The organism is Bacillus sp. FSL W8-0920, from assembly GCF_038593215.1.
GTDB lineage: Bacteria > Bacillota > Bacilli > Bacillales > Bacillaceae > Bacillus > Bacillus pumilus.
The window spans coordinates 460,087-484,602 of sequence record NZ_CP151974.1; the positions used below are offsets into that span (position 1 = coordinate 460,087).

The 24,516-nt window shown below is 43.3% G+C and carries 26 protein-coding genes; 19 read left to right on the forward strand and 7 right to left on the reverse strand.

The genetic code is table 11. The features are described 5' to 3' along the window. Positions 1-320 precede the first annotated feature (320 nt). The 5 genes from NSS78_RS02220 to NSS78_RS02240 all read left to right on the forward strand — a co-directional run bounded on the left by NSS78_RS02220 (position 321) and on the right by NSS78_RS02240 (position 5,882). Positions 321-1,763, forward strand: coding sequence for a PTS mannitol transporter subunit IICB (locus tag NSS78_RS02220; RefSeq protein ID WP_212046378.1), 1,443 nt, complete (start codon positions 321-323; stop codon positions 1,761-1,763). A gap of 95 nt (positions 1,764-1,858) precedes the next feature. Further along, entirely contained in the window at positions 1,859-2,293 is a 435-nt protein-coding gene (locus NSS78_RS02225; protein ID WP_012008933.1) for a PTS sugar transporter subunit IIA, read from the forward strand. A gap of 1 nt (position 2,294) precedes the next feature. Further along, complete coding sequence (locus tag NSS78_RS02230) at positions 2,295-3,416, forward strand: mannitol-1-phosphate 5-dehydrogenase (protein ID WP_212046379.1); 1,122 nt, start codon at positions 2,295-2,297, stop codon at positions 3,414-3,416. A 97-nt stretch (positions 3,417-3,513) separates the two neighbouring features. Further along, positions 3,514-5,262, forward strand: coding sequence for a methyl-accepting chemotaxis protein (locus NSS78_RS02235; RefSeq protein WP_212046380.1), 1,749 nt, complete (start codon positions 3,514-3,516; stop codon positions 5,260-5,262). A 227-nt stretch (positions 5,263-5,489) separates the two neighbouring features. After that, complete coding sequence (locus NSS78_RS02240; RefSeq protein WP_034664057.1) at positions 5,490-5,882, forward strand: RidA family protein; 393 nt, start codon at positions 5,490-5,492, stop codon at positions 5,880-5,882. A gap of 31 nt (positions 5,883-5,913) precedes the next feature. Here NSS78_RS02240 and NSS78_RS02245 read toward each other — a convergent pair whose 3' ends face one another. Genes NSS78_RS02245 through NSS78_RS02255 form a run of 3 tightly spaced genes read right to left on the reverse strand, consistent with a single transcriptional unit; the run spans position 5,914 to position 6,874 of the window. Then, positions 5,914-6,153, reverse strand: a complete 240-nt coding sequence (locus NSS78_RS02245; RefSeq protein WP_327840426.1) for a DUF2651 family protein — start codon at positions 6,151-6,153, stop codon at positions 5,914-5,916. A 25-nt stretch (positions 6,154-6,178) separates the two neighbouring features. Beyond that, entirely contained in the window at positions 6,179-6,472 is a 294-nt protein-coding gene (locus NSS78_RS02250; RefSeq protein ID WP_003214359.1) for a DUF5316 family protein, read from the reverse strand. Between the two features lie 24 nt (positions 6,473-6,496). Next, positions 6,497-6,874, reverse strand: a complete 378-nt coding sequence (locus NSS78_RS02255) for a VOC family protein (RefSeq protein ID WP_003214168.1) — start codon at positions 6,872-6,874, stop codon at positions 6,497-6,499. Between the two features lie 184 nt (positions 6,875-7,058). On the opposite strand from NSS78_RS02255, the gene NSS78_RS02260 reads away from it, so the two are divergent. From NSS78_RS02260 to NSS78_RS02295, 8 genes are all read left to right on the forward strand, one after another. Continuing rightward, positions 7,059-7,328 (forward strand): excalibur calcium-binding domain-containing protein, encoded by a 270-nt coding sequence (locus NSS78_RS02260; RefSeq protein WP_003214076.1) that lies wholly within the window; start codon positions 7,059-7,061, stop codon positions 7,326-7,328. Positions 7,329-7,455: 127 nt separating this feature from the next. Next, on the forward strand, positions 7,456-8,211 hold the full coding sequence (locus tag NSS78_RS02265) for a Cof-type HAD-IIB family hydrolase (RefSeq protein WP_137055615.1): 756 nt from the start codon (positions 7,456-7,458) through the stop codon (positions 8,209-8,211). A 172-nt stretch (positions 8,212-8,383) separates the two neighbouring features. Further along, positions 8,384-9,142 (forward strand): 5-oxoprolinase subunit PxpA, encoded by a 759-nt coding sequence (locus NSS78_RS02270; RefSeq protein WP_003214363.1) that lies wholly within the window; start codon positions 8,384-8,386, stop codon positions 9,140-9,142. Between the two features lie 26 nt (positions 9,143-9,168). After that, a complete protein-coding gene (locus NSS78_RS02275; RefSeq protein WP_212046381.1) occupies positions 9,169-10,386 on the forward strand; it encodes an NRAMP family divalent metal transporter in 1,218 nt (405 codons plus the stop codon). A 5-nt stretch (positions 10,387-10,391) separates the two neighbouring features. After that, the gene (locus NSS78_RS02280) at positions 10,392-11,183 is read left to right on the forward strand and encodes a putative hydro-lyase (protein ID WP_212046382.1); all 792 of its coding nucleotides are present in this window, start codon (positions 10,392-10,394) and stop codon (positions 11,181-11,183) included. 18 nt (positions 11,184-11,201) lie between these two features. Further along, positions 11,202-11,948 (forward strand): 5-oxoprolinase subunit PxpB, encoded by a 747-nt coding sequence (pxpB, locus tag NSS78_RS02285; protein WP_212046383.1) that lies wholly within the window; start codon positions 11,202-11,204, stop codon positions 11,946-11,948. After that, positions 11,945-12,958: a biotin-dependent carboxyltransferase family protein gene (locus NSS78_RS02290; protein WP_212046384.1), complete on the forward strand. Its 1,014-nt coding sequence runs from the start codon at positions 11,945-11,947 to the stop codon at positions 12,956-12,958. Before pxpB ends, NSS78_RS02290 begins: the two co-directional genes overlap by 4 nt. Positions 12,959-12,972: 14 nt before the next feature. Continuing rightward, a complete protein-coding gene (locus NSS78_RS02295; RefSeq protein ID WP_050945516.1) occupies positions 12,973-13,734 on the forward strand; it encodes an IclR family transcriptional regulator in 762 nt (253 codons plus the stop codon). Between the two features lie 45 nt (positions 13,735-13,779). On the opposite strand, the gene NSS78_RS02300 is transcribed toward NSS78_RS02295, so the two are convergent. Further along, positions 13,780-14,415, reverse strand: a complete 636-nt coding sequence (locus NSS78_RS02300; protein WP_003214444.1) for an FMN-dependent NADH-azoreductase — start codon at positions 14,413-14,415, stop codon at positions 13,780-13,782. Between the two features lie 403 nt (positions 14,416-14,818). On the opposite strand from NSS78_RS02300, the gene NSS78_RS02305 reads away from it, so the two are divergent. The 3 genes from NSS78_RS02305 (at position 14,819) to NSS78_RS02315 (ending at position 18,841) form a co-directional block, all read left to right on the forward strand. Continuing rightward, positions 14,819-15,451, forward strand: a complete 633-nt coding sequence (locus NSS78_RS02305) for a GDSL-type esterase/lipase family protein (protein ID WP_212046385.1) — start codon at positions 14,819-14,821, stop codon at positions 15,449-15,451. Positions 15,452-15,540: 89 nt separating this feature from the next. Beyond that, the gene (locus NSS78_RS02310) at positions 15,541-16,623 is read left to right on the forward strand and encodes a C45 family peptidase (RefSeq protein WP_212046386.1); all 1,083 of its coding nucleotides are present in this window, start codon (positions 15,541-15,543) and stop codon (positions 16,621-16,623) included. Between the two features lie 130 nt (positions 16,624-16,753). Next, positions 16,754-18,841: a BglG family transcription antiterminator gene (locus NSS78_RS02315; RefSeq protein ID WP_212046387.1), complete on the forward strand. Its 2,088-nt coding sequence runs from the start codon at positions 16,754-16,756 to the stop codon at positions 18,839-18,841. 16 nt (positions 18,842-18,857) lie between these two features. Here the strand turns inward: NSS78_RS02315 and NSS78_RS02320 are convergent, their stop codons facing one another. Continuing rightward, positions 18,858-19,469 carry a class I SAM-dependent methyltransferase gene (locus tag NSS78_RS02320; RefSeq protein ID WP_212046388.1) on the reverse strand — a complete coding sequence of 204 codons (612 nt, stop codon included), beginning with the start codon at positions 19,467-19,469 and terminating at the stop codon, positions 18,858-18,860. Between the two features lie 155 nt (positions 19,470-19,624). On the opposite strand from NSS78_RS02320, the gene NSS78_RS02325 reads away from it, so the two are divergent. Both NSS78_RS02325 and NSS78_RS02330 read left to right on the forward strand, forming a co-directional pair. Continuing rightward, on the forward strand, positions 19,625-20,494 hold the full coding sequence (locus NSS78_RS02325) for an SDR family oxidoreductase (RefSeq protein WP_212046389.1): 870 nt from the start codon (positions 19,625-19,627) through the stop codon (positions 20,492-20,494). A gap of 290 nt (positions 20,495-20,784) precedes the next feature. After that, positions 20,785-21,207 (forward strand): pyridoxamine 5'-phosphate oxidase family protein, encoded by a 423-nt coding sequence (locus NSS78_RS02330; RefSeq protein WP_003213986.1) that lies wholly within the window; start codon positions 20,785-20,787, stop codon positions 21,205-21,207. Positions 21,208-21,687: 480 nt separating this feature from the next. Here NSS78_RS02330 and NSS78_RS02335 read toward each other — a convergent pair whose 3' ends face one another. Both NSS78_RS02335 and NSS78_RS02340 read right to left on the reverse strand, forming a co-directional pair. Then, the gene (locus NSS78_RS02335) at positions 21,688-21,870 is read right to left on the reverse strand and encodes a hypothetical protein (protein ID WP_212046390.1); all 183 of its coding nucleotides are present in this window, start codon (positions 21,868-21,870) and stop codon (positions 21,688-21,690) included. A gap of 13 nt (positions 21,871-21,883) precedes the next feature. Further along, entirely contained in the window at positions 21,884-22,102 is a 219-nt protein-coding gene (locus NSS78_RS02340) for a hypothetical protein (protein WP_137055625.1), read from the reverse strand. Between the two features lie 160 nt (positions 22,103-22,262). Here NSS78_RS02340 and NSS78_RS02345 point away from each other — a divergent pair, with 160 nt between their 5' ends. Further along, positions 22,263-24,512: a hypothetical protein gene (locus tag NSS78_RS02345; protein ID WP_327840441.1), complete on the forward strand. Its 2,250-nt coding sequence runs from the start codon at positions 22,263-22,265 to the stop codon at positions 24,510-24,512. Positions 24,513-24,516: the final 4 nt, after the last annotated feature.

Genomic DNA, 24,516 nt, shown 5'->3' on the forward strand with positions numbered 1-24,516 from the left:
GGTTTGATCATGTATAAGCCTATTCGATTTAAGAAGAGGAAACAAGAAGTGACGATTTGAAAGTTGTGAAATTCCAATGAATTTTGCGTCAAAACCACGGCACATCAACTTTTTTACTCTATTTGTCCTATGCTCTGACAGAGAATTCACATCATATTTCAATTTTGTCACACACTAAGTGACAAAGTGACATTTAGTTTCAATTGAAGGGAAAGTGAAAGCGTTTTACGATAAGGTTAAGGGCTTCACTGACACTTGTTCTTATATCTTTTGACCTATAAAGCCCTAAATAAAGGGAAAGAAGAAAGGAGTTTTCATAGATGCAGGAAAAAAGCGGATTCCGCGTAAAAGTACAGCGCTTTGGAAGCTATTTAAGCGGCATGATTATGCCGAATATTGGAGCATTTATCGCTTGGGGACTCATTACGGCCTTATTCATTCCGAGTGGCTATTGGCCAAATGAACAATTAGCTTCACTTGTTGGCCCAATGATCAACTACTTACTGCCGCTCTTAATTGGTTACACAGGCGGTAAACTCGTATACGACCATCGAGGCGGGGTACTCGGTGCAACTGCGACGATTGGGGTCATTGTCGGTTCGGACATTCCAATGTTTTTAGGTGCCATGATCATGGGACCACTTGGCGGTTACTTGATTAAGAAAATTGATCAGCTCTTCAAAGATCGAATCAAATCGGGCTTTGAAATGCTTGTGAATAACTTTACGGCAGGGATTTTAGGTGCCATTCTTGTCGCGATTGCCTTCTACGCCATCGGACCAGTGGTACTTGGTCTAAATAAAGCCCTTGCGGCAGGTGTAGATATCATTGTGAATGCACATTTGCTTCCGCTAGCAAGTATTTTCATTGAACCAGCGAAAGTCTTGTTCTTAAACAATGCGATTAACCAAGGAATTTTAGGTCCTTTAGGAGTAGAGCAAGCGGCGAAGACAGGGCAGTCCGTTCTGTTCTTGCTTGAAACAAACCCAGGGCCAGGTTTAGGTGTTCTACTTGCATACATGTTCTTCGGAAGAGGGAATGCAAAGCAGTCTGCACCGGGTGCGATTGTCATTCAATTTTTAGGAGGAATTCATGAGATTTACTTCCCGTACATCTTAATGAAACCAAAGCTCATTTTGGCGGTGATTGCAGGGGGAGCGAGCGGCGTTCTGACCTTTACCCTGTTAAATGCAGGCTTAAAGGCTGTGCCGTCACCAGGAAGTATTATCGCTCTCATGCTGATGTCACCAAAAGGCGGACATCTTGCTGTTCTAGCAGGTGTTGTCGTGGCTACCGTCGTCTCATTCCTTGTCGCTTCTGTGATTTTAAAAGCTTCAAAAGCAGTTGACGAAGACTTAACAGCAGCAACAGAAAAAATGCAGGACATGAAAGGGAAGAAAAGCGCAGCCGCCTCTGCTCTTACAGCACAAAAAGAAGACGCTGAAGCAAATGAGCAAGCAGCATCTCCAAGTGATGTCAATCCAGATGATGTGAACAAAATCATCTTTGCCTGTGATGCAGGAATGGGCTCAAGTGCGATGGGCGCATCCATCTTAAAGAATAAAGTCAAAAAGGCAGAGCTTGATATTGATGTGACAAACACATCCATCAGCAACATTCCAAATGATGCTGATGTGGTCTTCACTCATAAAGATTTAACAGACAGAGCCAAGGCAAAATTGCCAGGCGCTGTGCATATCTCAGTTGATAATTTCTTAAACAGCCCGAAATACGATGAGCTAATTGAGAAATTGAAAAAATAACATGGCGAAACGGGTTGAGTTCAATTTTTCTTCATTGAACTCCCCGTTTTGGTTGTTTTCCTGATTTTCCATTCTAAAAAAAGGTGTGATCATTCATGAAACAAGTACTATCAAAAGACAATATATTTCTAAACGAACAAGCAGGCTCGAAAGAAGAAGCCATTAAAAAAGCAGGCGAAGTCCTAGTGGCAAATGGCTATGTCACAAGTGATTATGTTGACAAAATGTTTGAAAGAGAAAATATCTCGTCTACATTTATGGGCAACGGGATTGCGATTCCTCATGGAACAGAGGATGCGAAAGCAGCTGTCCTTCATTCTGGGATTTCCATCATTCAAATTCCAGATGGCGTTGAATACGGCGAAGGAAATATCGCCAAAGTCGTCTTTGGCATCGCAGGTAAAAACAACGAACATCTCGATATTCTTTCTCAAATTGCGATTGTCTGTTCAGAAGAGGAAAATGTAGAACGCATCATCCATGCAAAGGATCAGGATGAATTGATCGCCATCTTTAACGAGGTGAACTAACATGAAGGCACTTCATTTTGGAGCAGGGAATATTGGCAGAGGGTTTATCGGTTCTTTGTTAAAAACATCAGGCTTTGAGCTTGTCTTCACTGATGTAAATGAAGCGGTCATCAACGAGCTGAATGCAAGAGGAGAATACACGGTTGAACTCGCAGCACCAGGTCAGAAGCAAGAAGTAGTCGGTCCAGTGACAGCGATCAATTCTGCACAAGACCCAGCGGCATTAACAGAGGCGGTGGCATCAGCCGATTTGATTACAACAGCTGTTGGACCAACCGTTTTGAAGATCATTGCTTCATCGATTGCTGAAGGATTGAAACAGAAAAAGCCTGACCATATCATCAACATCGTGGCATGTGAAAATATGATTGGAGGCAGCTCTCATTTAAAAGAAGCCGTTTTCTCTCATCTAACAAAAGAGGAACAAGAAGCGTTATCAAAAACAGTTGGTTTTCCAAACGCTGCTGTGGACCGCATTGTGCCGATTCAGCACCATGAGGACATTTTAAAAGTATCAGTCGAGCCATTTTTCGAATGGGTCATTGATGAGACTGGCTTTATTGGGGACGTTCCTCAAATTGACGGAGCGACCTTTGTACAAGATTTGACGCCGTATATTGAGCGCAAGCTCTTTACTGTCAATACAGGACATGCACTAGCGGCTTATGTCGGGTATCAGCAAGGCGTTCAAACGATTAAAGAAGCCGTCGATACACCAGAGATTCGCCAGGTGGTTGAAGGTGCACTGCACGAAACGGGCAGTTATTTAATCGACACATATGGCTTTGAAAAAGAAGAACATGATGCGTATATTCAAAAAATCATCAAACGATTCGAAAATGTTTTTATCTCCGACGAAGTCACTCGCGTCGCACGCTCTCCTCTTAGAAAGCTAGGAGCAGATGACCGTTTAATCGGTCCGGCGAAAAAGATCAAGCAGCCAGTGTACTTAATCAAAGGCATTGCTGCAGCTCTCGCTTATGACTTTGCCGAAGACGAAGAAGCGGTTCGTTTGCAGGCATTAAGAAAAGAAAAAGGCATTGAAGGTGTGCTGGAAGAAGTATGTGGCCTCACGCCAGCAGATGCTCTCTATCAAGCCATTCTTAAAGAAACAGATCGATAATTAGAAAATCCCTTTCCAACGAGTGAAAGGGATTTTTTGATGACTTTTTAATACTTTACCCCGTTTGTCGATATATGAAGTAAGGGGGAATTTGTATATGAAAAGGAAAATGTTTGCGTCAAGGAGTGTCTTTTTTCAATTAATGTCTGCCATTATCGTCATCACGATCTTAACCGGCGGACTTGTTGGGACAACGGGGTATTTATTAGCGAAACATGTCTTAATTGATGCAGGGAAAGCCGATTTAAAGCACATCGTCAGCGGAGCAATGGCTACACTTGAACAGTTGAATGATCGTGTTGAGAAAAAAGAACTGACGCTCGATCAGGCACAGGAACAAGCCCGCATTTACTTGAGCGGGCCAAAAAATGACAACGGGAAAGGGTACCAATTTCAAAAGTCAGATTTTATCTATAAAAATAAAGGCTATCTTGTCGCATATGGAGCAGATTATTCCTCTCAAGTCCATCCTGTCAATGACATTGGCGTCATTCCAGATAACACGACCAATCGTGAAAAAATGGTCGCTGGAGCCAAATCAGAAGGCGAGGATGCACACTATGTGACCTATTTAGATAAGGACGATGCCACTGGGGAAGAAAAGCAAAAGCTTACCTATATGAGCCAGTTCACGCCCTGGAATTGGAGTATCGGCATTGCCGTCTTTCAGGATGAATTTTATAAAGAATTAGAGCAGATGAAGCTCTATATCATGCTCATTACAGCAGGTGTCGCTCTTCTCAGTCTTGGCGTCTTTTATTTAGCTGCTCGAAGAAAGGTCAGACTGCTCAAACAAGTCACTGCTGCTTCAAAAGAAATTGCGGCGGGGAATCTTGAACGCACAAGTTTAAAAGAAACAACAGATGAGATTGGACAGCTGGCAAAAGGCTTTAATCATATGTCAGGAGAACTCCGGACACTTGTAAGCGGTCTACAGGAAACGAGCAGTCAACTCGTCGAATCAGCCACAGATTTATCAGCAATATCTGAAGAAACCTCAGCTAGCAGTGAAGAGATTGGCCGAGCGATTGGTGACATATCGACTGGAACGCTTCATCAGGCATCTGACCTTGATGTAGCCAATCAACAAATGACCCAGTTCAATCAATCGATTGAGAACGTCAAAGAACAAAGTGACCAAATTAAACGAATCTCTGACCAATCGAATCAATCTTCGCAGCAGGGCCAGCAAATTGTTCAGCAATTAAAACAATCAAATGAACAATCCATTCAAGCGTCTCAAGGCATTAGAGCAGGCATTGAGCAATTAAGTACAAAAGTACAGGATATCTCTAAAATTACAGATACGATTGAAAGTATTTCAAATGAGACGAATTTACTTGCGCTGAATGCCAGCATAGAAGCAGCACGCGCAGGAGAGCACGGCAAGGGCTTCTCGGTTGTGGCGAGTGAAGTGCGGAATTTAGCAGAGCAGACAAAACAATCAGCTGTGCAAATTCAGCAAATGGTACAAGGCATTAAAGAAGAAACGACGGCAACAGCCGACATGATGTCAAACACAATGGATCGTTTCGCTGAGTTAGATGACGCGGTACATGCAACAGAACATGAATTCAATGCCATCTCTACGTCGATTTCACAAACCATCGTTGAAACAGACGCCATGGCAAAAGAGCTGAATGCATTACTAGAGCAAAACGACCTCATCACAAAAGCCATGCAAGGCGCAGCCCATATTTCTCAGGAAAATGCCGCTGCGATCGAAGAGATCACCGCATCCACAGACGAACAAGTGACAGCCATATCCAATGTGGCAAAAGCAGCAGAAAGGCTCAATGAACTAAGCATACGATTGAATCACGATATTGCGCGCTATCGTCTATAAACCATTTTGACTGAACGTCTCGTTTCAGGTACTATATAGTTAATCAAAACCTTGCTCACGCAATCAAAAGGGAGTGTTCCGGTCATGAAAAAGAAAATATTGATGTTCTTACCTTGTGGCTATGGATACTCCACTGCTGTTTTCTTTTAGGATAGATAGAAATTGGTGAAGTCTGTCTACATGAAGAGAAATCTAGCAGAAAAATCAAAGTGAGTGAGGGAAATCATATGGAAAAAATCACAAGAAAAAACCCAGAAAGTATGCCGAAGCCCGTTGGCAGCTATAGTCATATCACAAGAGTACCAAAGGGCGCGGGATTATTTGTTACATCGGGTCAAGTCGGAACAGATATCGATGGACAGGTACCATCAAGTTTAAACGACCAGGTAACCAATACGTTTGAAAATATCAAAAAAATCCTTGAATCAGAAGGATTGAATGAAGAGCATGTCATCAAGGTCAATATATGGGCAACAGAAGAAATCGACTGGGATCATCTATATCCTCAGTGGGATACGATCTTCAAAACAGCTTACCCATCAATGACGGTTGCTTATGTATCAGCTTTAGGATGGCCTGAGCTGAAAATTGAAATTGAGCTATGGTGCGCCGATATATGATCAAAAAAAGAACAGTGCAAACTGTTCTTTTTTACTTGAACCGAAACCGCTTTGTCATCCATGCAGCGATCAACGTAAAGACGGTGTAGATGATGACCCAAATGAGAAAGGATTCATCCCCGCCAATGTATGTGTACATGAGAATGACGCTGGCTAACAGGACAATCAAAGTCGGCATACAAACATTCTTCAAAAGCATTGTGCCAAAAATGCCAATCAGCACAGAAAGAATAGGGAAGCCAAATACAACGAATAAAATAAAAACAGCCATATGACGAACTCCTTTTAACAAGTGTTTACATTAAAAAATAAAAGATCGACACTGCCATGTGCGGAAGTGCAAAGATCATCATGAGAAAGGCCGTATCCAGACGCCACATGCGGTGTTCTTTCGTTTCAGAATGATAGGCGGCTCTTGTTTCATTTCCGCTTGTCCAAGCCCCCATTAGAAGCCCAGACATCATGATCCCGATAATAGAGATTCCACCACTGACCCATCCTATCCACTCATGGTGCTGCAAAATAATAGCGGCACTGCAAATCACAATCATTGAGCAAACACCGGCGATAAAGGCATGTTTTTTTCTCATACTGGTTCACTCCTTTAAACAGGATTAGGAGACGGCATCACATATTTCAATGAAATGACCATCAGGATCAGCGACATAAGCGACGGTTTGACCCCATGGTTTTTTTGCAGGTTCTTTGATGATCGAAACCCCTTTTTCCTTCATTGATGCAATGGTTTGTTCCACATCATCCACAACAAATCCAATCTCAAACGTTTGCGAGGATTGATTTGCTTCAGGGACAGGCAATCCAAGTGCATCTTTGACATCCTGACGCGAGTTAATCGATAATGTCACGTCCCCCGTGTCAAACTCAACATAGGATTCAACCCTAAGTTTCATAGGAAAGCCAAGTACATGTTGATAAAAATGAATACTTGCCTCAACATCGTTTACATATAGAATGGTATATTTCATTTTCATGTGAAAAACTCCTCTCTTCATATACGTGTCAAAACCGGAAAGGTTTCCCACTCAGTGTACCATATAGGATATAAAGCATGTTTTATTCCAAAAAAATCAATATATTTAGCTCGATAGTCTTGAAAAACAAAAAGTGGTGACATATGATAAAAATGTAAAAATAGAAAAAATAGGGGGATTCTACATGTTGAAAAAAATCATGGTGGCTGTCTTGTCCTTAGGTCTTTTACTAAGCGTTACACAAGTCGACACCCACACTGCAGATGCAAAAACAGTCAAGTCCTACAAAAACTGCAAAGCGCTGAACAAAGTCTATAAAGGCGGCGTAGCGAAAAGCAAAAACACGAAAAACAAAGGCGGCAAAACAAAGTACAAGCCGTATGTGTCAAAAGCACTTTATCAAAAAAATAAGCGACTTGACCGTGATAAAGACGGGATTGCATGTGAACGCTAAGCCAATGCGAAGAGACCTGTAACAAGGTCTTTTTTCTATGGGATCAAACTCGTCCCTTTGTGCCATCTCCCTCTTTATATTAAAATAAAGATAGTTAAAAAAAATGATACAAAGTGGGGTACTCAATTTGTCCATACAAACTGATAAGAAAGACATCCGATTGATTGCTATTGATATGGATGGCACGCTGTTAAACAGTGAACATGTCATTCCAGAGGAAAATAAACAAGCCATTAAAGATGCTGAAGCAAAAGGGGTCCATGTGGTGATTAGCACAGGGCGGACGCTGATGACATGCCGAGAGCTGGTTGAGCCGCTTAAGCTGTCTTCTTACCTTGTGACAGCAAACGGAAGTGAAATCTGGGATTCAAACTTCCAGCTGATCGAACGAGATCTATTGCATCCTGATCATGTCCAAATGATGTGGGATCTAAAAAATAGGTACGAAACCGATTACTGGGCTTCCACTGTGGATAAGGTGTGGAGAGGTGAATTCCCAGAACGAATTCATGACCATGAATGGTTGAAATTTGGCTTTGATATTCATGATGATGACGTTCGAGAGGAAGTACTCAATACATTGAAAACAAACGAGCATCTAGAAATCACAAATTCAAGTCCAACCAATATCGAAGTCAACGCAGCTGGCATTAACAAAGCGGCAGCTCTTGCAAAGGTAGCAGAACGCATTGGCTGTACGATGGACAATGTCATGTCACTTGGCGACAGCCTAAATGATATGGCTATGATCCAAGAAGCCGGATTAGGTATTGCGATGGGAAATGCGCAAGAAGTGGTGAAAGAAGCCGCTGATTGGATTACAGCTCCTAACACAGAACACGGTGTAGCAAAAGCCATCCAGCATTGGGTGCTGTCTAAATAAAGAACATGATGAAAAAGCGAGAGGCGATATCCTCTCGCTTTTTTATGTCCTAGTTCTATTGTTATGTTTTCTGACAATGTCATGTGCAATCTATCCAAAATTGATATAATCAATATAAATTCGAATATTCGGACTTTATGTTCCGTTATTCGGAACAACAAGGAGGGATCCTATGTATCAAGTAGATATCAACTGTGATTTGGGAGAAAGCTTTGGTCAATATACTATCGGTTCGGATGAACAAATTTTAGAATATGTCACCTCAGCCAACATCGCTTGTGGTTTTCATGCAGGAGATCCAACAGTCATGAGAAAAACCGTCAGAATGGCACTGGATAAAGGGGTCCGAATTGGCGCACATCCGGGTCTGCAAGATTTAGTCGGATTTGGCAGACGTCCAATGGCGATTTCAGCAGAGGAAGCCTATGATCTCGTCGTCTATCAAATTGGCGCTCTATCAGCCTTTCTCAAAGCAGAAGGCGGCACGATGCAGCATGTCAAGCCACACGGCGCCCTGTACAACATGGCGGCTAAAAATACTGAATTATCTGAATCGATTGCGAAGGCTGTGTATCATGTCGATCCAAGTCTTGTATTATACGGGCTTTCAGGCAGTGAACTTGCGATAGCAGGTGAGAGAATGGGTCTTCAAGTGGCGCATGAAGTATTTTCTGATCGGACCTATCAATCAGACGGGACGCTGACATCCCGCCGCGAACCACACGCACTCATTGAAGACGATGAACTGGCCGTTCAGCAGGTCGTTCGTATGGTGAGAGAAGGGAAGGTTCATACCGTTCAAGGGGAAGACATTTCGCTTAAAGCGGATACTGTCTGTATTCACGGAGACGGCATCCATGCGCTCCAATTTGCCAAAACTATTACATCAAAGCTAAAAGAAGCGAGCATTCATCTCAAAGCCTTTCAATAAAAATCGTCATCAAAGGGGGAAACAGCATGAAAAAAGAGGAAGTCAAGCACACGAAGGCACCAAAGGGGAACCGGTCTATGCTGATGGGCGCAGCCTTTTTAATGGCGACGTCCGCCATCGGACCGGGATTTTTAACACAAACGACTGTCTTTACACAGCAGCTGGCGGCTAGCTTTGGGTTTGTCATTCTCATCTCTATTTTGTTAGATATTTTTGCGCAAACCAATGTATGGCGCATCATCGCTGTGTCAGAAAAACGAGGGCAGGATATTGCAAATATGGTTCTGCCGGGTCTCGGCTATGTCCTGGCCGTTTTGATTGTCATTGGGGGACTTGCCTTTAACATCGGAAATATCGCTGGTGCTGGTCTCGGTTTTCAGGTCATTTTTGGAGTCGATCCGCGAATCGGTGCAGGGGTCAGTGCTGCTATTGCTATTCTGATCTTTGTGATCAAAGAGGCTGGAAAAGCGATGGACCGTTTCACACAGATAGCGGGTTTTGTCATGATTGGTCTGATGCTGTATGTGGCGATTTCAACAGCACCGCCAGTTGGAGAAGCGGCAGTGAGAACATTTGTCCCAGAGAAAATTGATATTTTATCCATTGTGACACTTGTAGGCGGAACAGTAGGCGGCTATATCGTCTTCGCTGGCGGACACCGCTTGCTGGATGCAGGTATTAAGGGGAAGGAAGCATTGCCCCAAGTGACGAAAAGCTCTATTTTCGGTGTCCTCATTACGTCCATCATGCGTGTAGCACTCTTTCTTGCTACATTAGGAGTTGTCGCAAAAGGCTTGCAGATTGATCCATCTAACCCGCCTGCCTCTGTATTTCAACTAGCTTCAGGAAATATCGGATATAAAATGTTTGGCATTATTATGTGGGCTGCGGCAATTACGTCCGTCATTGGAGCAGCATATACATCAGTTTCCTTCTTTAAAACCTTCTCGCCAAAAATTGAGCAAAATCAACGTGGCATTATCATCGGCTTTATTGCCCTCTCGACCATTTGTTTTATTACGATCGGAAGACCTGTGAACATATTGATATTAGTTGGGGCAATCAATGCATTAATCTTACCGCTCGCGCTTGGCACCTTGCTGGTAGCGGCTTATAAGAAAGACATTGTCGGGGATTATCGACATCCATTCTTTTTGACAGTATCAGGCGCATTTGTAGTTGTCATCATGTCAATGATGGGCGGATATACCATCATCAATGAAATTCCAAAACTATGGAGCTGAATCGAATGAATATCTATCAAACATATGAGCCTTCACAGATCAGAGAGTTGATTCGTAAAAAAGAAATCACAGGGCCAACGGCAGGCCTAGCAGAGGGATATGCTCAAGCCAACTTAATGATCGTCAAAAAGGAACTTGCCTTTGATTTCCTGTTGTTTTGTCAGCGCAATCCGGCTGCATGCCCCTTGCTTGATGTGCTGGAGCCGGGTGATCCAGTGCCGAGACGGTCTGCACCTCAAGCGGATATTCGTACGGACTTTCCTAAATACCGTGTTTACCGAAAAGGGATTCTTCAAGAAGAGGTGTCAGATATCTCTGCTTATTGGGAGGACGATATGGTTGCCTTTCTCATCGGCTGCAGTTTTACGTTTGAGCATGCGCTCATGCTGAATGATATCCCTGTTCGCCATATTGAAAACGGCCATAACGTTCCGATGTATCAAACGAATATCGCTTGTGAAAGGGCGGGGGCATTTCATGGCCCGATGGTCGTCAGCATGAGACCCATTCCGGCGCATCAGATCACAAGAAGTGTACAAGTGACGTCTAGGTTCCCGTCAGTTCATGGTGGCCCCATTCATATAGGTGACCCAGCGATGATCGGAATTGACAATGTGGATCAGCCGGACTTTGGAGAACCATCTGTGATCAAAGAAGGAGAGGTCCCGGTGTTTTGGGCATGTGGGGTGACGCCGCAAGCCATTGTCATGCATACAAAACCAGACATTGCGATTACCCATGCACCTGGGCATATGTTCATCACAGATCAACGAGATCAACAGCTTGGTGTGCTTTAGAAAGAGAGGGGTCCTCAAGTGGCATTTTCAACAATAAAAAATTCTATCACCTTCCACCCGTTAGGAGATGCAGCGATTGTTATTCAAGCAGGAGCAGATATATGTGAAGAAATTCATGAGCGTGTTGTGCAGCTGTTTTCTTGTATTGAACAGCATCCATTTGCCGGATATGTGGAAGCTGTTCAAGCCTTTACAAACGTGACTGTTTTCTACGAGCCGTATACCGTTTATCAATCTGCCCATCTTCAACAACAAGATTTGTCCCCCTATGAATGGGTGAAAAGCTATATTGAAACACTCCTTGAAGAGAAATGGCAGGAGGGGGTTCAGGCTAAGCGCCGCACCATCGACATACCGGTCTGCTACGGGGGAGAGCTGGGTCCTGATTTAGAAGAAGTCGCCCGGATCAATCATTTAACACCAGAAGAAGTCGTGCGTATTCACACCGCAGGGACGTATCTTGTCTATATGATTGGATTTGCCCCAGGGTTTCCGTTTTTAGGCGGGCTGTCTGAAAAGATCGCAGCCCCGCGCAGGGAAACACCAAGAATGTCCATTCCAAAAGGATCTGTCGGCATTGCGGGAAAGCAGACCGGCGTTTACCCCATTTCCACACCTGGCGGCTGGCAGCTCATTGGACAAACACCGCTGCCACTCTTTCGACCAGACGAGAAAGTCCCGAGTCTATTGAGAGCAGGGGACGAGGTCAGATTTGTCCAAATGTCTGAAAAGGAATTTTTCAGCATGAAGGAGGCAGAACGTTGAGTATTCATGTCATCAAGCCAGGAATGTTCACAACCATTCAAGATAAAGGGCGGAAAGGCTATCAAAAGTATGGCGTCTTAACGAGCGGCGGCATGGATGCGCTCTCGCTTAGAATTGCCAACATTCTCACAGGCAACGAGGAAAACGAAGCCGTACTGGAAATCACATTAATGGGGCCGGGTCCTGTGTTGACATGTCACAAGGATGCGCTTATTGCAGTGACTGGCGCTGATGTAGAGATCGACATCGATGGAGAGCCAGCCCCTTTATGGAAGCCGCTTTTTATTCGAGCAGGAAGCACAATCACCTTTGGACCTTGTAAAAGAGGCTGCCGCGCTTACTTTGCTGTGGCAGGCGGATTCGATGTAGAGCCGGTGATGGAGAGCAAAAGCACCTATGTGAGAGCAGGAATCGGTGGACTGAACGGACGTCCGCTTGAAAAAGGAGACGTCCTGTCCATTGGAAAGCCTTTAATCGTAGCGGATCGATTGTCTGATAGACTCAAAAGCAATCTGAAGCAGTCGGCGTACAGCGCACCCGATTGGACTGTAAGTCATACACATTTTTTGCCGCTGCGGAAATCGCCCGTGATTCGGGTGCTGCCAGGGAGACACCTTTCTTTTTTTCAAGAAACATCTCAACACACCTTTTTTGAACAGCCTTACCAGGTCACGCCTCAATCAGATCGCATGGGCTGCCGCTTGAAGGGGGAGCCGGTTCATTTAAAAGAAAAGCTTGAATTGATTTCAGAGGCGGTTGCCTTTGGTTCTATTCAAATTCCTCCTGACGGTCAGCCGATTATTCTGCTGGCAGATCGGCAAACAACAGGCGGATACCCGCGGATTGGAGAAGTTGCGACGGTCGATCTGCCGCTCATAGCACAACCGATGCCCGGGGCGAATTTGTATTTTAAGCGAATCGACCATCAGGACGCGGAGCAGGCGCTATTTAAGCAAGAAGCAGAACTGAAGGAGCTTGCTGCTAGAATCAAGCTGGAAGCATTCGTTTAGAAAAGGGGATGGCCATGCAAAATACAAATAAAACCGTCGTGAAATCAATGGAGATTTTGCGGCTGTTTATCGCTCGTGACCAATTAACGTTAAATGAAATGATCGAGCTTTCCAGCATGCCGAAAACGTCTGTGCACCGCATGGCGAGCTCTTTAACCGATATGGGGTTATTAGAAAAGCAAGATTCAGGTGCTTATCGGTTAGGACTGATGTTTCTAGAATACGGTCAGCTTGTGGCGGATCGCCTTGATATTCGGAGAATTGCGAGACCATTTATGGAAGGCTTGCGGGATGAAGTGGGAGAAGCTGTACAGCTCATCGTTCGTGAAGGAGACGAAGCCATTTACGTGGATAAAATTGAAGGGACGCAGCCTGTTCGTCTCTACACCGCCGTCGGCAGGCGCTCTCCTTTATATGCGGGTGCTTGTGCGAGAAGTATTCTCTCCTTTTTGCCAGAGAACGAGAGACTCGCCTATATCGATTCGATTGAGCTAGGGAAAATCGGAATCGGAACCATTACAGATAAAGAGGTTCTTCGAAACATACTGGAAGAATCAAATGAGCGGGGCTATACGTTAAGTTATTCGGAGCTTGAAAACTATACAGCTGCGGTTGGAGCACCTATATTCAATCACCTTGGGGAAGTCGCAGCAGGAATTAGCATTGCTGGGTTTGAAGCGGGTTATCAAAAGGAACGTCTTCCATACTTAATTGAACAAGTCAAAAAAGCCGCGAGCGGTATCTCCAGAGAATTAGGCTTTCATCTAGATAAATAAAAAGCCAATGACCGTTAAGATCATTGGCTTTTCGCGTTCAGTTTATTAGAAAGTTTTACCTAAAGCTTTTGCACGTTCGATTGCATCTGCTTTAATTTGCTCTGCTTTCGCAGGTTCAGCATTGTGACCTTCAACGATAAGACCTTCGAAAGAAGGAATTCCGAAGAAGCTCGCAATTGTACCAAGGTAACGGTGGCCTGCTTCAAGTTCAGCAGCAGGACCTTCAGTGTAGTATCCGCCACGTGCTTGGATGTGTAGAGCTTTTTTGTCTGTTAATAATCCAACAGGACCTTGCTCCGTGTATTTGAATGTTTTACCAGCTACAGCAACAGAGTCGATGTATGCTTTAAGAACTGGTGGGAATGAGAAGTTCCAAAGTGGTGAAACAAATACATATTTGTCAGCAGAAACGAATTGATCGCTTAATTCGTTTAGGCGAGCAACTTTCGCTTGCTCTTCAGCTGAAAGTGTATCGAAACCAGCACCTGATTGCAGCTTGCCCCAGCCAGCGAATACATCTGCATCAATGTGAGGGATGTTTTCTTTGTACAAATCGATATGTACAACCTCGTCACTTGGGTTTGCTTCCTTATAAGATTCGATAAATGCTTTAGCAGTAGCCATACTGTAAGAAACTGTTTCATCATGCGGATGTGCAGTGATGTATAAAACTTTTGCCATGTTCATTCAATCCTTTCTGTTTCAGTGATTTTTTTAGCGTATCCCAAAGATACACTGAATATGTGGCATCTTTAATCATAGTGGAATGCTACGAAAAAGATGTAACAAGCACAGTTACATAAAAACTGATATTTTTATTGTAATCACAATGTAGTTTGAAGTCAAGGTATAAAGTCTCGAAATCAAGATAAAAAGTTTGTCAATTTTTCTGGAACGCATGCAGGTGCAAATTTCATGATCTCAACCTATTCTTATTGAACAAAAAATCAGTCGATCTCGCAAGTAAAGAGTTTGTAAAGACATCTCATGAAAAAAAGATGAATGCCTCTAAGTCATCTGCTACAAGCATCTGTTCTTCGATTTCGTATATATAAGAGAAGGCAGGAGAGAGTGAGGGATAAGAGTGGGACGATCCTATGTTGCGATTGGAGATTCCTTAACAGTTGGAGTGGGGGCACGTTTATTTGGTGGAGGCTTCGCAGAGCGGTATCAGTGGATGCTTGAAAAAAAGACACATACGCCAGTCGAGCTGTCTGTATTTGCAAAGTCAGGGTTAACAACAGATCAGATTTTACAGCTGTTCAAACGATCTGATGTGAGGCGTGCTATTGCAGCAGCTGACATCATCACCATCACAGGCTGTGGGAATGACCTTGTTCAAGCGATTCAGCAGTATGAAAAGGGTGAAGATGAAAAGAAATTGCTGCAAGCGACGCTGCATTGCCAAGCGAATTTCAGCAAAATGATTCAAGAAATCGCTCAGATCAAAAGAGGGCAGAAGCAGCCCTATTGCGTGTATCTCATGAATTTATATAATCCTTTTCCGCAAATACCTATAGCCGGGCGGTGGCTTCAGCAATACAATCATCAGCTTCGCTCGCTTGCTGCAAATCCGCATGTAGAGGTTGTGGATGTGTACCGGGGGTTTGAAGGACATGAAAATGAGTACTTATCGATTGATCAATTTCATCCGAACCATAAAGGATATGAAGCAATGGCAAAAGCATTGTTTCAACAATCCTGTAAACAGCTGTAATCCATTGGGATTGCAGTTTTTTTCATCCTTTTAAATGAAGGAGGGTTTCGATATGATAAAAGAAACGAAAGCGAAAGAGGTGTGCAGGCATGGAGGAAATCAGTGCATATTTTCAAAAAATGACAGGAACCGCTTATGAAGTGGGAAAACAGCAGGCTGTCTGGATGAAGAAAAAGCAATGGCTACAGACACAATACATTCGAACAGAACCGCTTGCAAAAGAGGCTGTGAAAGAAACGAAGCAGCTGATGCGCCCTTATCTTCCTCAGTTAGAAGAAGAGATTGCTGGATTTTGTGATGAACTGCAATTAGATGAGCGCTATTTGACCTTTTTCTATTCATCTCATCTACAGCCAGGCTGTTCCCACTGCGTGAGGCAGGAAAATATGGAGACGGGTCAACAAACGGTCATGCTGCGTAACTATGATTTCTCTCCGATATTTGATGATATGCGTCTTGTGACGACACATGTGAAGGGCTTGGCATATCATACAGGCTCGTCGCTGCTTTTGTTTGGCAGATCTGATGGGATGAATGAGCATGGTCTTTCTGTCACATTCTCTGCATGTGGTCCGCCGGTTGGAAATGAACCCGGTTTAAAGCCTCCAGCAGTTGCCGGCTTGCAAGTGTATCATGTGATTCGATCCGTTCTGGAAAACTGTAGAACGGTTGAGGAAGCCATTCGCTCTATTCAGGAAATGCCCGTTGCCTCAAATGTCCACCTCATGCTTGCCGATCGAAAAGGAGAAGCGGCTGTGATTGAAATCATTGATGGCCGTAAAATGGTGAGAAGACCGGAGGAAGGTTATATTGCAGCCACAAATCATCCAATTGCTGATCAAACAGCAAAAGGGGTGACGAAACATCATTCTGTTGTCAGATATGACATGCTAATAGAGGCATTAAAAGAACAACAAACAAGTGATTCTCTTGTTAAGCTGTTTCAGACAGAATATCCTGATGGTCTGGCTGTGCACAATTATGAGGAGCTGTTTGGAACAATGCGAACCGTCATCTTCCGTCCGGAAGAAGGAACAATGGATTATTGCTTTGGCTCTCCAATATACAATCCGACGTATTCTTTAAAAGCTGGGGGTTCACTGCCTTTTCATGAACAAAAGGTTCAATTTCATCAAAAGGATTATGGACCGTCATTTTGGAGAAATGTATGATCAGACGTTGTATTTAATTTTGTCACAGCCCATGTGCCAAAGTCAGATCAACTTAAGATTGCATCTTTTGTTGAAAGCGTTTTATATTAGGGTACGACAATAGACCTATTTTTGCAGAAGGAGGCATTTCATGTACATAACGGCACGAGAACAGAAGATCATCAAATACATCATTCAGCAAAATCGTTATGTCACGATTCGTGAGATAGCCGATTCTGTTCAGGTGAGTACAAGAACGATTCATAGAGAACTAAAATCGATTAAACCCATATTAAAGAATTATGATCTTTCACTAGATAAACAGCCGGGGAAAGGCTTGAAGGCAGTCGGTGAACAGGAGGATAAACAGCGGCTTCTTGCTCATATGTCAAATGAGGATCAAATTGAATATAGCTCTGATGAACGGAAGCTCTTAATATTATGTGCGCTGCTTGAAGCAAAGGAACCGGTGAAATTATATACACTCGCTTCCGATTTGCAGGTCACAAATGCGACGATCAGCTATGACTTAGATGAACTGACGGAGTGGATCGCGCCATACGGTTTGCAGCTGATCCGAAAACGCGGGTATGGCATTGAATTAAAAGGACCGGAGGAAGCAAAACGAAAGATTGTCGGCAACCTCATTGTCGACCGGCTCGATATTCAATTATTTTTAGAAACGATTGAAATGAATATCAAGCAACGAACGAAAGCGACGGAAAAAGTGTTTGGCGTTGTCAGCAGAGGGCAGCTGCTCAAGGTAGAAAGACTTCTCTTTCATTTGAAAAATCGACTGTCACTCTCTTTATCTGATAGTGCCTATATTGCGCTTGTCGTTCACTTAACCTATGCTATCGAACGGATTCAGCTTGGCGAAACCATTCGAATGGAAGAGGAAGAGCTGCTTGAACTAAAGCGGACGAAAGAATTTGAATCATCACTGCGAATCGCAAGAGCACTTGAACGCATGTTTAATGTCGAAATCCCTGAAGCAGAGGTCGGATATATGACCATCCATCTGCGCAGTGCAAACCGCAGCTTTGGGGCAGAATACCGTATTGATGAAATCGAGCTGGATATCGCGATTAGAACGAAGAAGCTCATTGATTTTATTTCAAATAAAACTGGCTATCATTTAAATGAGAATGATTCATTGTATGAGGGACTCGTGTCTCATCTTGAACCTGCCATGAACCGTTTAAAGGAAAAGATGAGAATCTACAATCCACTTACACAACAAATTAAAAAGGACTACTTTTTACTTTTCATGGCGATTGAAGAAGGAGTCGAACGTTTCTTTCCAGAGATCGAATTTCCAGAGGATGAAATCGCCTTTATTGTGCTTCACTTTGGCTCAGTGCTTGAGATCAAAAAAGAAGAAACGAACATTCATGCATTGGTCGTGTGCTCAAGCGGGATCGGTTCCTCTAAAATGCTCGCATCTCGGTTAAAAAAAGAATTGCCAGAGATCGCCGAATTTGATCTGTCTTCCTTGATGGAACTAAAAGAAATCGATGCATCAAGCTATGACATGATTGTCTCGACCGTTCCTATCCCATATGAGCATATCGATTACATCATGGTCAGTCCGCTCTTAAACGAGGATGATGCTATGCGTGTGAAGGCTCATATTAAACGAAAGATTCCTTATATGATCGAGAAAAAAAGGATGAAAGAAGCTGCCAAAGAACCGGTACAAGAATCCATTAATATGATGGCGGTTGCAGAGCAGGTGACGAATTACATGTCTGTGATTCGCAGCATCTTGTCCCATTTCACCATCGACAATAGAAAGGCGATGCCGCAGCATGAGGCAACAATCAGTCAGCTGCTTCGTCAGCTTGAAGAGGAAGGATTTATCACACATGCGGATGAGGTAGCAAGTGGTTTACTAGAACGTGAACAGCAAGGTGGTTTAGGGATTCCTGGTACAGAATTTGCTCTTTTTCATTTAAAGCATACGTTCATCAAGGAACCCATCTTTCATATTTATGATCTTGATCAGGCATACGAGGTCAAAAGCATGGACGGCGGGCAGCAGCAGATGTCACGAATGCTCATGATGCTGGCGCCGCTAGAGCTAGGCAAGGAAGGGTCAGAAATGTTTAGTCTGATCAGTTCATCCATCATTGAAAGTGAGGAAAGCATGACGCTTTATGGTCATGGGTTAAAGGAAGACATTGAACAGAAATTGCATCAGCTGTTCTATCAATTTGTCAAAGAGGCAAAGTGGTAAGAAAAAAGCCGAGAGCTTATTCGCTTCTCGGCTTTTTGGCTGTGACACAGACAGCAAGCGTTGGACGAATTTCCTCATACTCAACAGAAAAATGGTCAAACCCCGCAAACTGTAAATCATTCAATATGTTTTCACCCATCTCTTTTGTCCGGCTCGCATCAGCACCTTTTTCTCTTGGCTGCATCACAATGACGAGTTTTCCGCCGGGTTTCAACGTGTGATAAAGGTTGAGTAGGCCAGTCTTTGGATCATCCCAAATCGTAAAGTTGTTCACAGACAGTACTTTGTCATACTGCTTTCCCGGCAAACGTGTTTTCTCGATTTTTCCTACATACAGCCGGACTTGTTTGTCCATTGACCGTTTGTTTACGCGGGACTGTGCTTGCTCCTGCATGGTCGAGGAAGCATCTAGCCCATCTATATGGAGACCTTCATAATGCTTAAGCATATGCTTGATGCTGTAGCCGGGTCCATAGCCGATTTCCAAAATGTTTTCACCATCTGACAAATCTAAATGCTGGATCGCCCACTGATTCAGTGCTTTATTTTCATTTGCCATAATGAAACCTGCAATGCTTCCGAGCCAGCCTTTTGGTTTGCTAAAGGTTTTCGAAATGGTTGACAGCATGTGAGAACGCTCCTTTTTAATGATCTAGTAACCGATTTTATCCATCTTGAAACATGCCGTTTTTCAAAACGCATCTGTGCCGCACCGGGATGTTTGAGTGAAAAAGTGAGGTGGTAATGAAAGGATACATCAACAAATCAAGGAGGAGCTTACACATGGATTTACGTGAATATTTAACAAATGGCATTCCGCGCCAAACACAGGATCAGCAGCCAGGCAGTGAAAGGGAAATGAATCCTGCGCCGATCTTTGAGGATGAATCATATCAAGGGTCTGGCAAGCTCAAAGGGAAAGTCGCACTGATTACAGGCGGAGATAGTGGAATTGGACGTGCTGTATCTGTTGCCTATGCAAAAGAAGGGGCACACGTCGCCATTGTGTACTTAAATGAACATGAGGATGCAAAGGATACGCAAAAGCGCGTAGAACAGGAAGGCGTCAAATGTTTAACGATTGCAGGAGATGTCGGTGACGAAGTCTTTTGCGAGAAAGCGGTAGAAAAAACAGTTGAAGCCTTTGGGCAATTAGATATTTTAGTGAATAATGCGGCTGAACAGCATCCGAAAGAACGGATTCAGGATATATCTAGTGAACAGCTTCACCAAACCTTTAGAACCAACTTCTATTCCTATTTTTATTTTACGAAGAAAGCACTGGATTACTTAAAACCAGGAAGTACAATTATTAATACAACATCCATTAACCCATATCGAGGCAACAAAGTGCTGATTGATTATACGGCGACAAAAGGCGCCATCAATGGCTTTACGCGTTCTATGGCTCAGTCGCTTGTGAAGGATGGGATTCGGGTGAACGGTGTAGCGCCAGGTCCAATTTGGACGCCGCTCATTCCATCTACATTTGATGAGGATCGTGTGGAAAGCTTCGGGGCAGAAACCCCAATGGGAAGACCAGGACAGCCTGTAGAGCATGTCGGCTGCTATGTGCTGCTTGCTTCTGACGAATCGTCTTATATGACAGGACAAACACTTCACGTCAACGGCGGTTCCTTTATGAATACATGATCAATAGCGCACCGCCCACCTGATTGGGCGGTGTGTTTAGTATTTCTTGCGATTTTTCTGCACAGATGAGACAGACCATACGATAATGCCCACAACAACTGCCGCAATGACAAGTGAACTTAAATGGAACATCGTTTCATGATGCATGTTCAACTTCTCCCTTCATTGAGCCTGTTTTCTATAGCATCAGCCAGAAGATCTCTTTTTATGAAAAACACATTTCTTTGTTTAATGAATGGATTGTCGTGGAAACCTAAGAGTACGGATGAAATTTGAAGGAGTGAAACGATATGTCACAAGAAGAATTAAAACAAAAGGTACTCAATCTATTAGATGAACAAAAGGTCGGAACACTGGCGACCGTTGAACAGGATAAGCCGCATACCCGCTACATGACTTTTTTCCATGAGGGACTGACATTATATACACCAACGAGCAAAGAAACACATAAAGCAGACGAAATTGAAAAAAACCCGAATGTCCATATTCTCATTGGTTATTCAGGTGAAGGATTCGGTGACACGTATGCAGAAATCGCAGGTACCGCCACATTAACCGATGATCCAGAACTGATCGACCGCCTTTGGTCTGAGGAGATGGAGAAATGGTTTAAAGGAAAAGATGATCCGAACCTAGTGATTCTGAAGATTGATCCAACATCTATTCGTTACATGAATGAAGGAAACCGTACTCCAGCTGAATTATCACTTTAACACTTGCGTAAGATGGGGGGATGTGTTATAGTTTTATATTAAGTGTTGAAATAAGCAAATAAATAAAGAAAGTAAACTTTCTTTTTTCTATGACATAATGAGAAGCAATAGAGCTTCTACTAGATAAGAACGAGACGCTGTCAAAGCGAACAAACTTATTCTTTTCCTTCTGCACCCGCCCCCTATAAAAGCGGAAGAGTGGAAAAAAGACGTTTTGATTTACAATTCACACTGGCACGGCTTCGGAGCCGTAAGGACGAATGAGAGGTAGGGCTTTCGTTGTCTTGTTATCCAGAACTTCCATGGCGTTTACTTTCAAACGTAGGTTCACTCGGAACACATATGACACACTGATATGATCGAATCTTAATTCATACACTCCGTAACGGAGATCACACATTGATTATTTATTTGCATGAAAAAAGCAAGAAAAAGGCTGCCATCTATTTGGCAGCCTTTTTCATTGGATTCATTTCATGATCACTCAATTCTTCCTTTCTTCTGATAACGCCAAATCTTCTGAATAAAAAAGAACATCACCGCAAACAAAATAGAAAAAATGAACATGTCCAAGAGTGTCACGCCTCTATTTGGGTGCACAATGCCAAACCAAACCCATTGCAGAACAAAAGAGATAGCAAAATAACTAATGGATTCTTTCATGATTTTCCCCCTTTCATTTATTTTTTTGACCTTTTAGCCATAACAGCCAAATGAAGAAAGAACCGATGACACATGATAGTAAAGTGACAGGCGGCAAGGTATGCCAGCTAGTCAGCCCCTTTACAAAACACATATAAAAAAAGAAAATGGAAATGGATACGAGCACCCATTGCTTGAACCAACGGGGAACACGCAGCCAAGCCGCTAGAATGATCGATGATAGCTTACTCATTGTGATAACATCCTTTTTTCGAATCTGATTGGATTTTATCGCAAATTACCAAGTTTGTAAAATATGGAACTTAAAGGCTGGAATGGTATTCTTCTAGCATGAAACATTCTCGTTGCACTGACGTATAAGATAAAGGAACCTCATGAAAGGAAGCGATCAAGTGAAAAGAATACCAGTGATTTTCCTCAGATATATTGTCTTCTTTATTCCAGCGATCATTCTTAGTGTCTTGGTGTGGAACCATTACCAAGATGATTTGTCAGCAGGGAAAGTGACGGAATATGACGTCAAACGAATATTTACATTTGATGAAGGAAAACGAGTGGTGAGTGCTGTATCAAAAGACCAGCAGCTCCATTTTGAAATGTATGATCCTCAATCAGGAAAAAGAATCAGTGAATGGACGACAGCAAGCGATTCGTTTAATGAAATGCTGCCATCCATTCAAGGTAACAATCTCTTACTTGCTTTAAAAAATAAAGACGGGCAGCTGTTGATCGAGAAACTAACGCCAAGCGGAGAAAAGAAAGAGCTCGTTAAGCAAAATCTACAGATACCCTCGTTTTTAAAAACGAATACATATCAATGGAATGGACGGCTTGTGTTTACAGGAGAAATGGAAGGCGCCGCTGCAGTCCTTGGTGAGCTAAAGGATGGTCAGTTTCATGTGCACAATCTAAGCGAGCTAAAGCTGCCAGCAAGGCCAGTCTCTATGGATGTCGTCATGAATTCCTTTAGAGGACAGACGCCTATTCCTATATTTGAATTGACTTTGAAAAATGACCAGAAGGCATATGTCAGCGGAGTCTCAAACGATAAGAATCAGCTTGGGGTCTATGTCTCCAAAAACGCTGAACCGTTTAGCCTCATTGAAGATAAAGTGGAGCAGCAGCTGGAAAAAACGATCGGAACATCCCAAAACTTTGCAGTCGCTGTCGAATCTAACTATCCAAAAAGACCAAGGAAAGTGAATGCAGAGGGAAGGCTTGGGGAAGTCGTTCCAACACCAAAACCGATTTATCAAACCCTTATCTACCAGCTTAATGAGGAAGAAGTTCTTCTTGCAGGCTCTACAGCAAAGGACGAAGCAAAAGGCAAGCTGACTGGTTATATTTATAACCACCGCACGAATAAGACGACGTCCGTCAGCAAACTTTTGCAGTCGTTTTCATATGAAACGTTACAAAGAGAAGGACTCTCTTTCAATAAAAATGTGAAAAGCGATTGGATCTATTATTCAATCGACAATCAATTAACGGGTGCATTTGAGACGAAGAGCAAAGAGCTAAAGGAATTTCCTTTGAAAAAAATGATCTCAATCGAAAACGCCAGTCCTGCTCACCAAACGTCTGTTGACACCTTTATGCAATATGTCATGAAAGGCGGACCGCTCATTCTCAACTGGGCGATATGGCTGTTTATTCCACTGCTGTTATTTGTGCTAGCCATCTTCCTGCCGCCGATTTTGAGACTGGTGAGAAAGAACAAGATGAAAGACAGTGTCACATTAGAAGCCAATATTGTATCTGTCAAAGAAACGGGTACCTACATCAACGAACAGCCGCTTGTCAAAATGCAGCTGCAATTTAAATACGATGGGGAAAATATCGAGAAGGCAGCTAAAACGGTTGTATCCTACACCCAAATACCGCAGCCGGGTCAGCGTATCGCCATTCTCTACAATCCGAAGAAGAAAAAGGCGATGCTCTTAAAAGAGGGGGACTTCTCACAGACAAGTGAGCCAAAGTTCATCAAAGGCGCTGTTTTAAGAAATATAGAATCATATGGAACCGTAGGACGAGGCACGGTCTTATCGCTTACATTTGAAGCAGATCAGGAAAGGTATACCATTCCGATGATTCAAGCCGCTGGTTTTGAATTTAGAACAGCAGAAAAAGCCGACCTCGTCGACATTAGCGGTCAGTTGAAAATGGCAGCCTATGGCCATGAAGTGCGGAATCGATCGGGGAAAGACGCGACATTAACAGGAACCATCCAGCGGGTGAAGCAATATCCAGTCACGATTCATGGTCAGAAGCCGATCATGCTAGATGTGACGGTTTCTAGCGGAGATCAGTCCATCACAAAAACGGTCAGTCAATTCATCCCTGATCATATGGAGGTCGCGCCAGGAACTCAAATCACGATGCAGACAAAACAAGAAGAGCTGGATAAAGAAATCAGTCTCATGCAAGAGAAACAAGGAAGTGCAAAAGTGACCCATGTCGCATTTGCTGGTGTCATCGGCAACCAGCCGCTAGCGATCATTCAGATTGAGCGAGATGGCATGATGTATGAAGTGAAACAGCCAATCGATCCAATCACTAGCGTACTGCCGGGTGATGAATTATGGGTGGCATATCACGAAATGACGCGTCAAGCAGCCATAGTGAAATATGCATCGATTTAAAAAA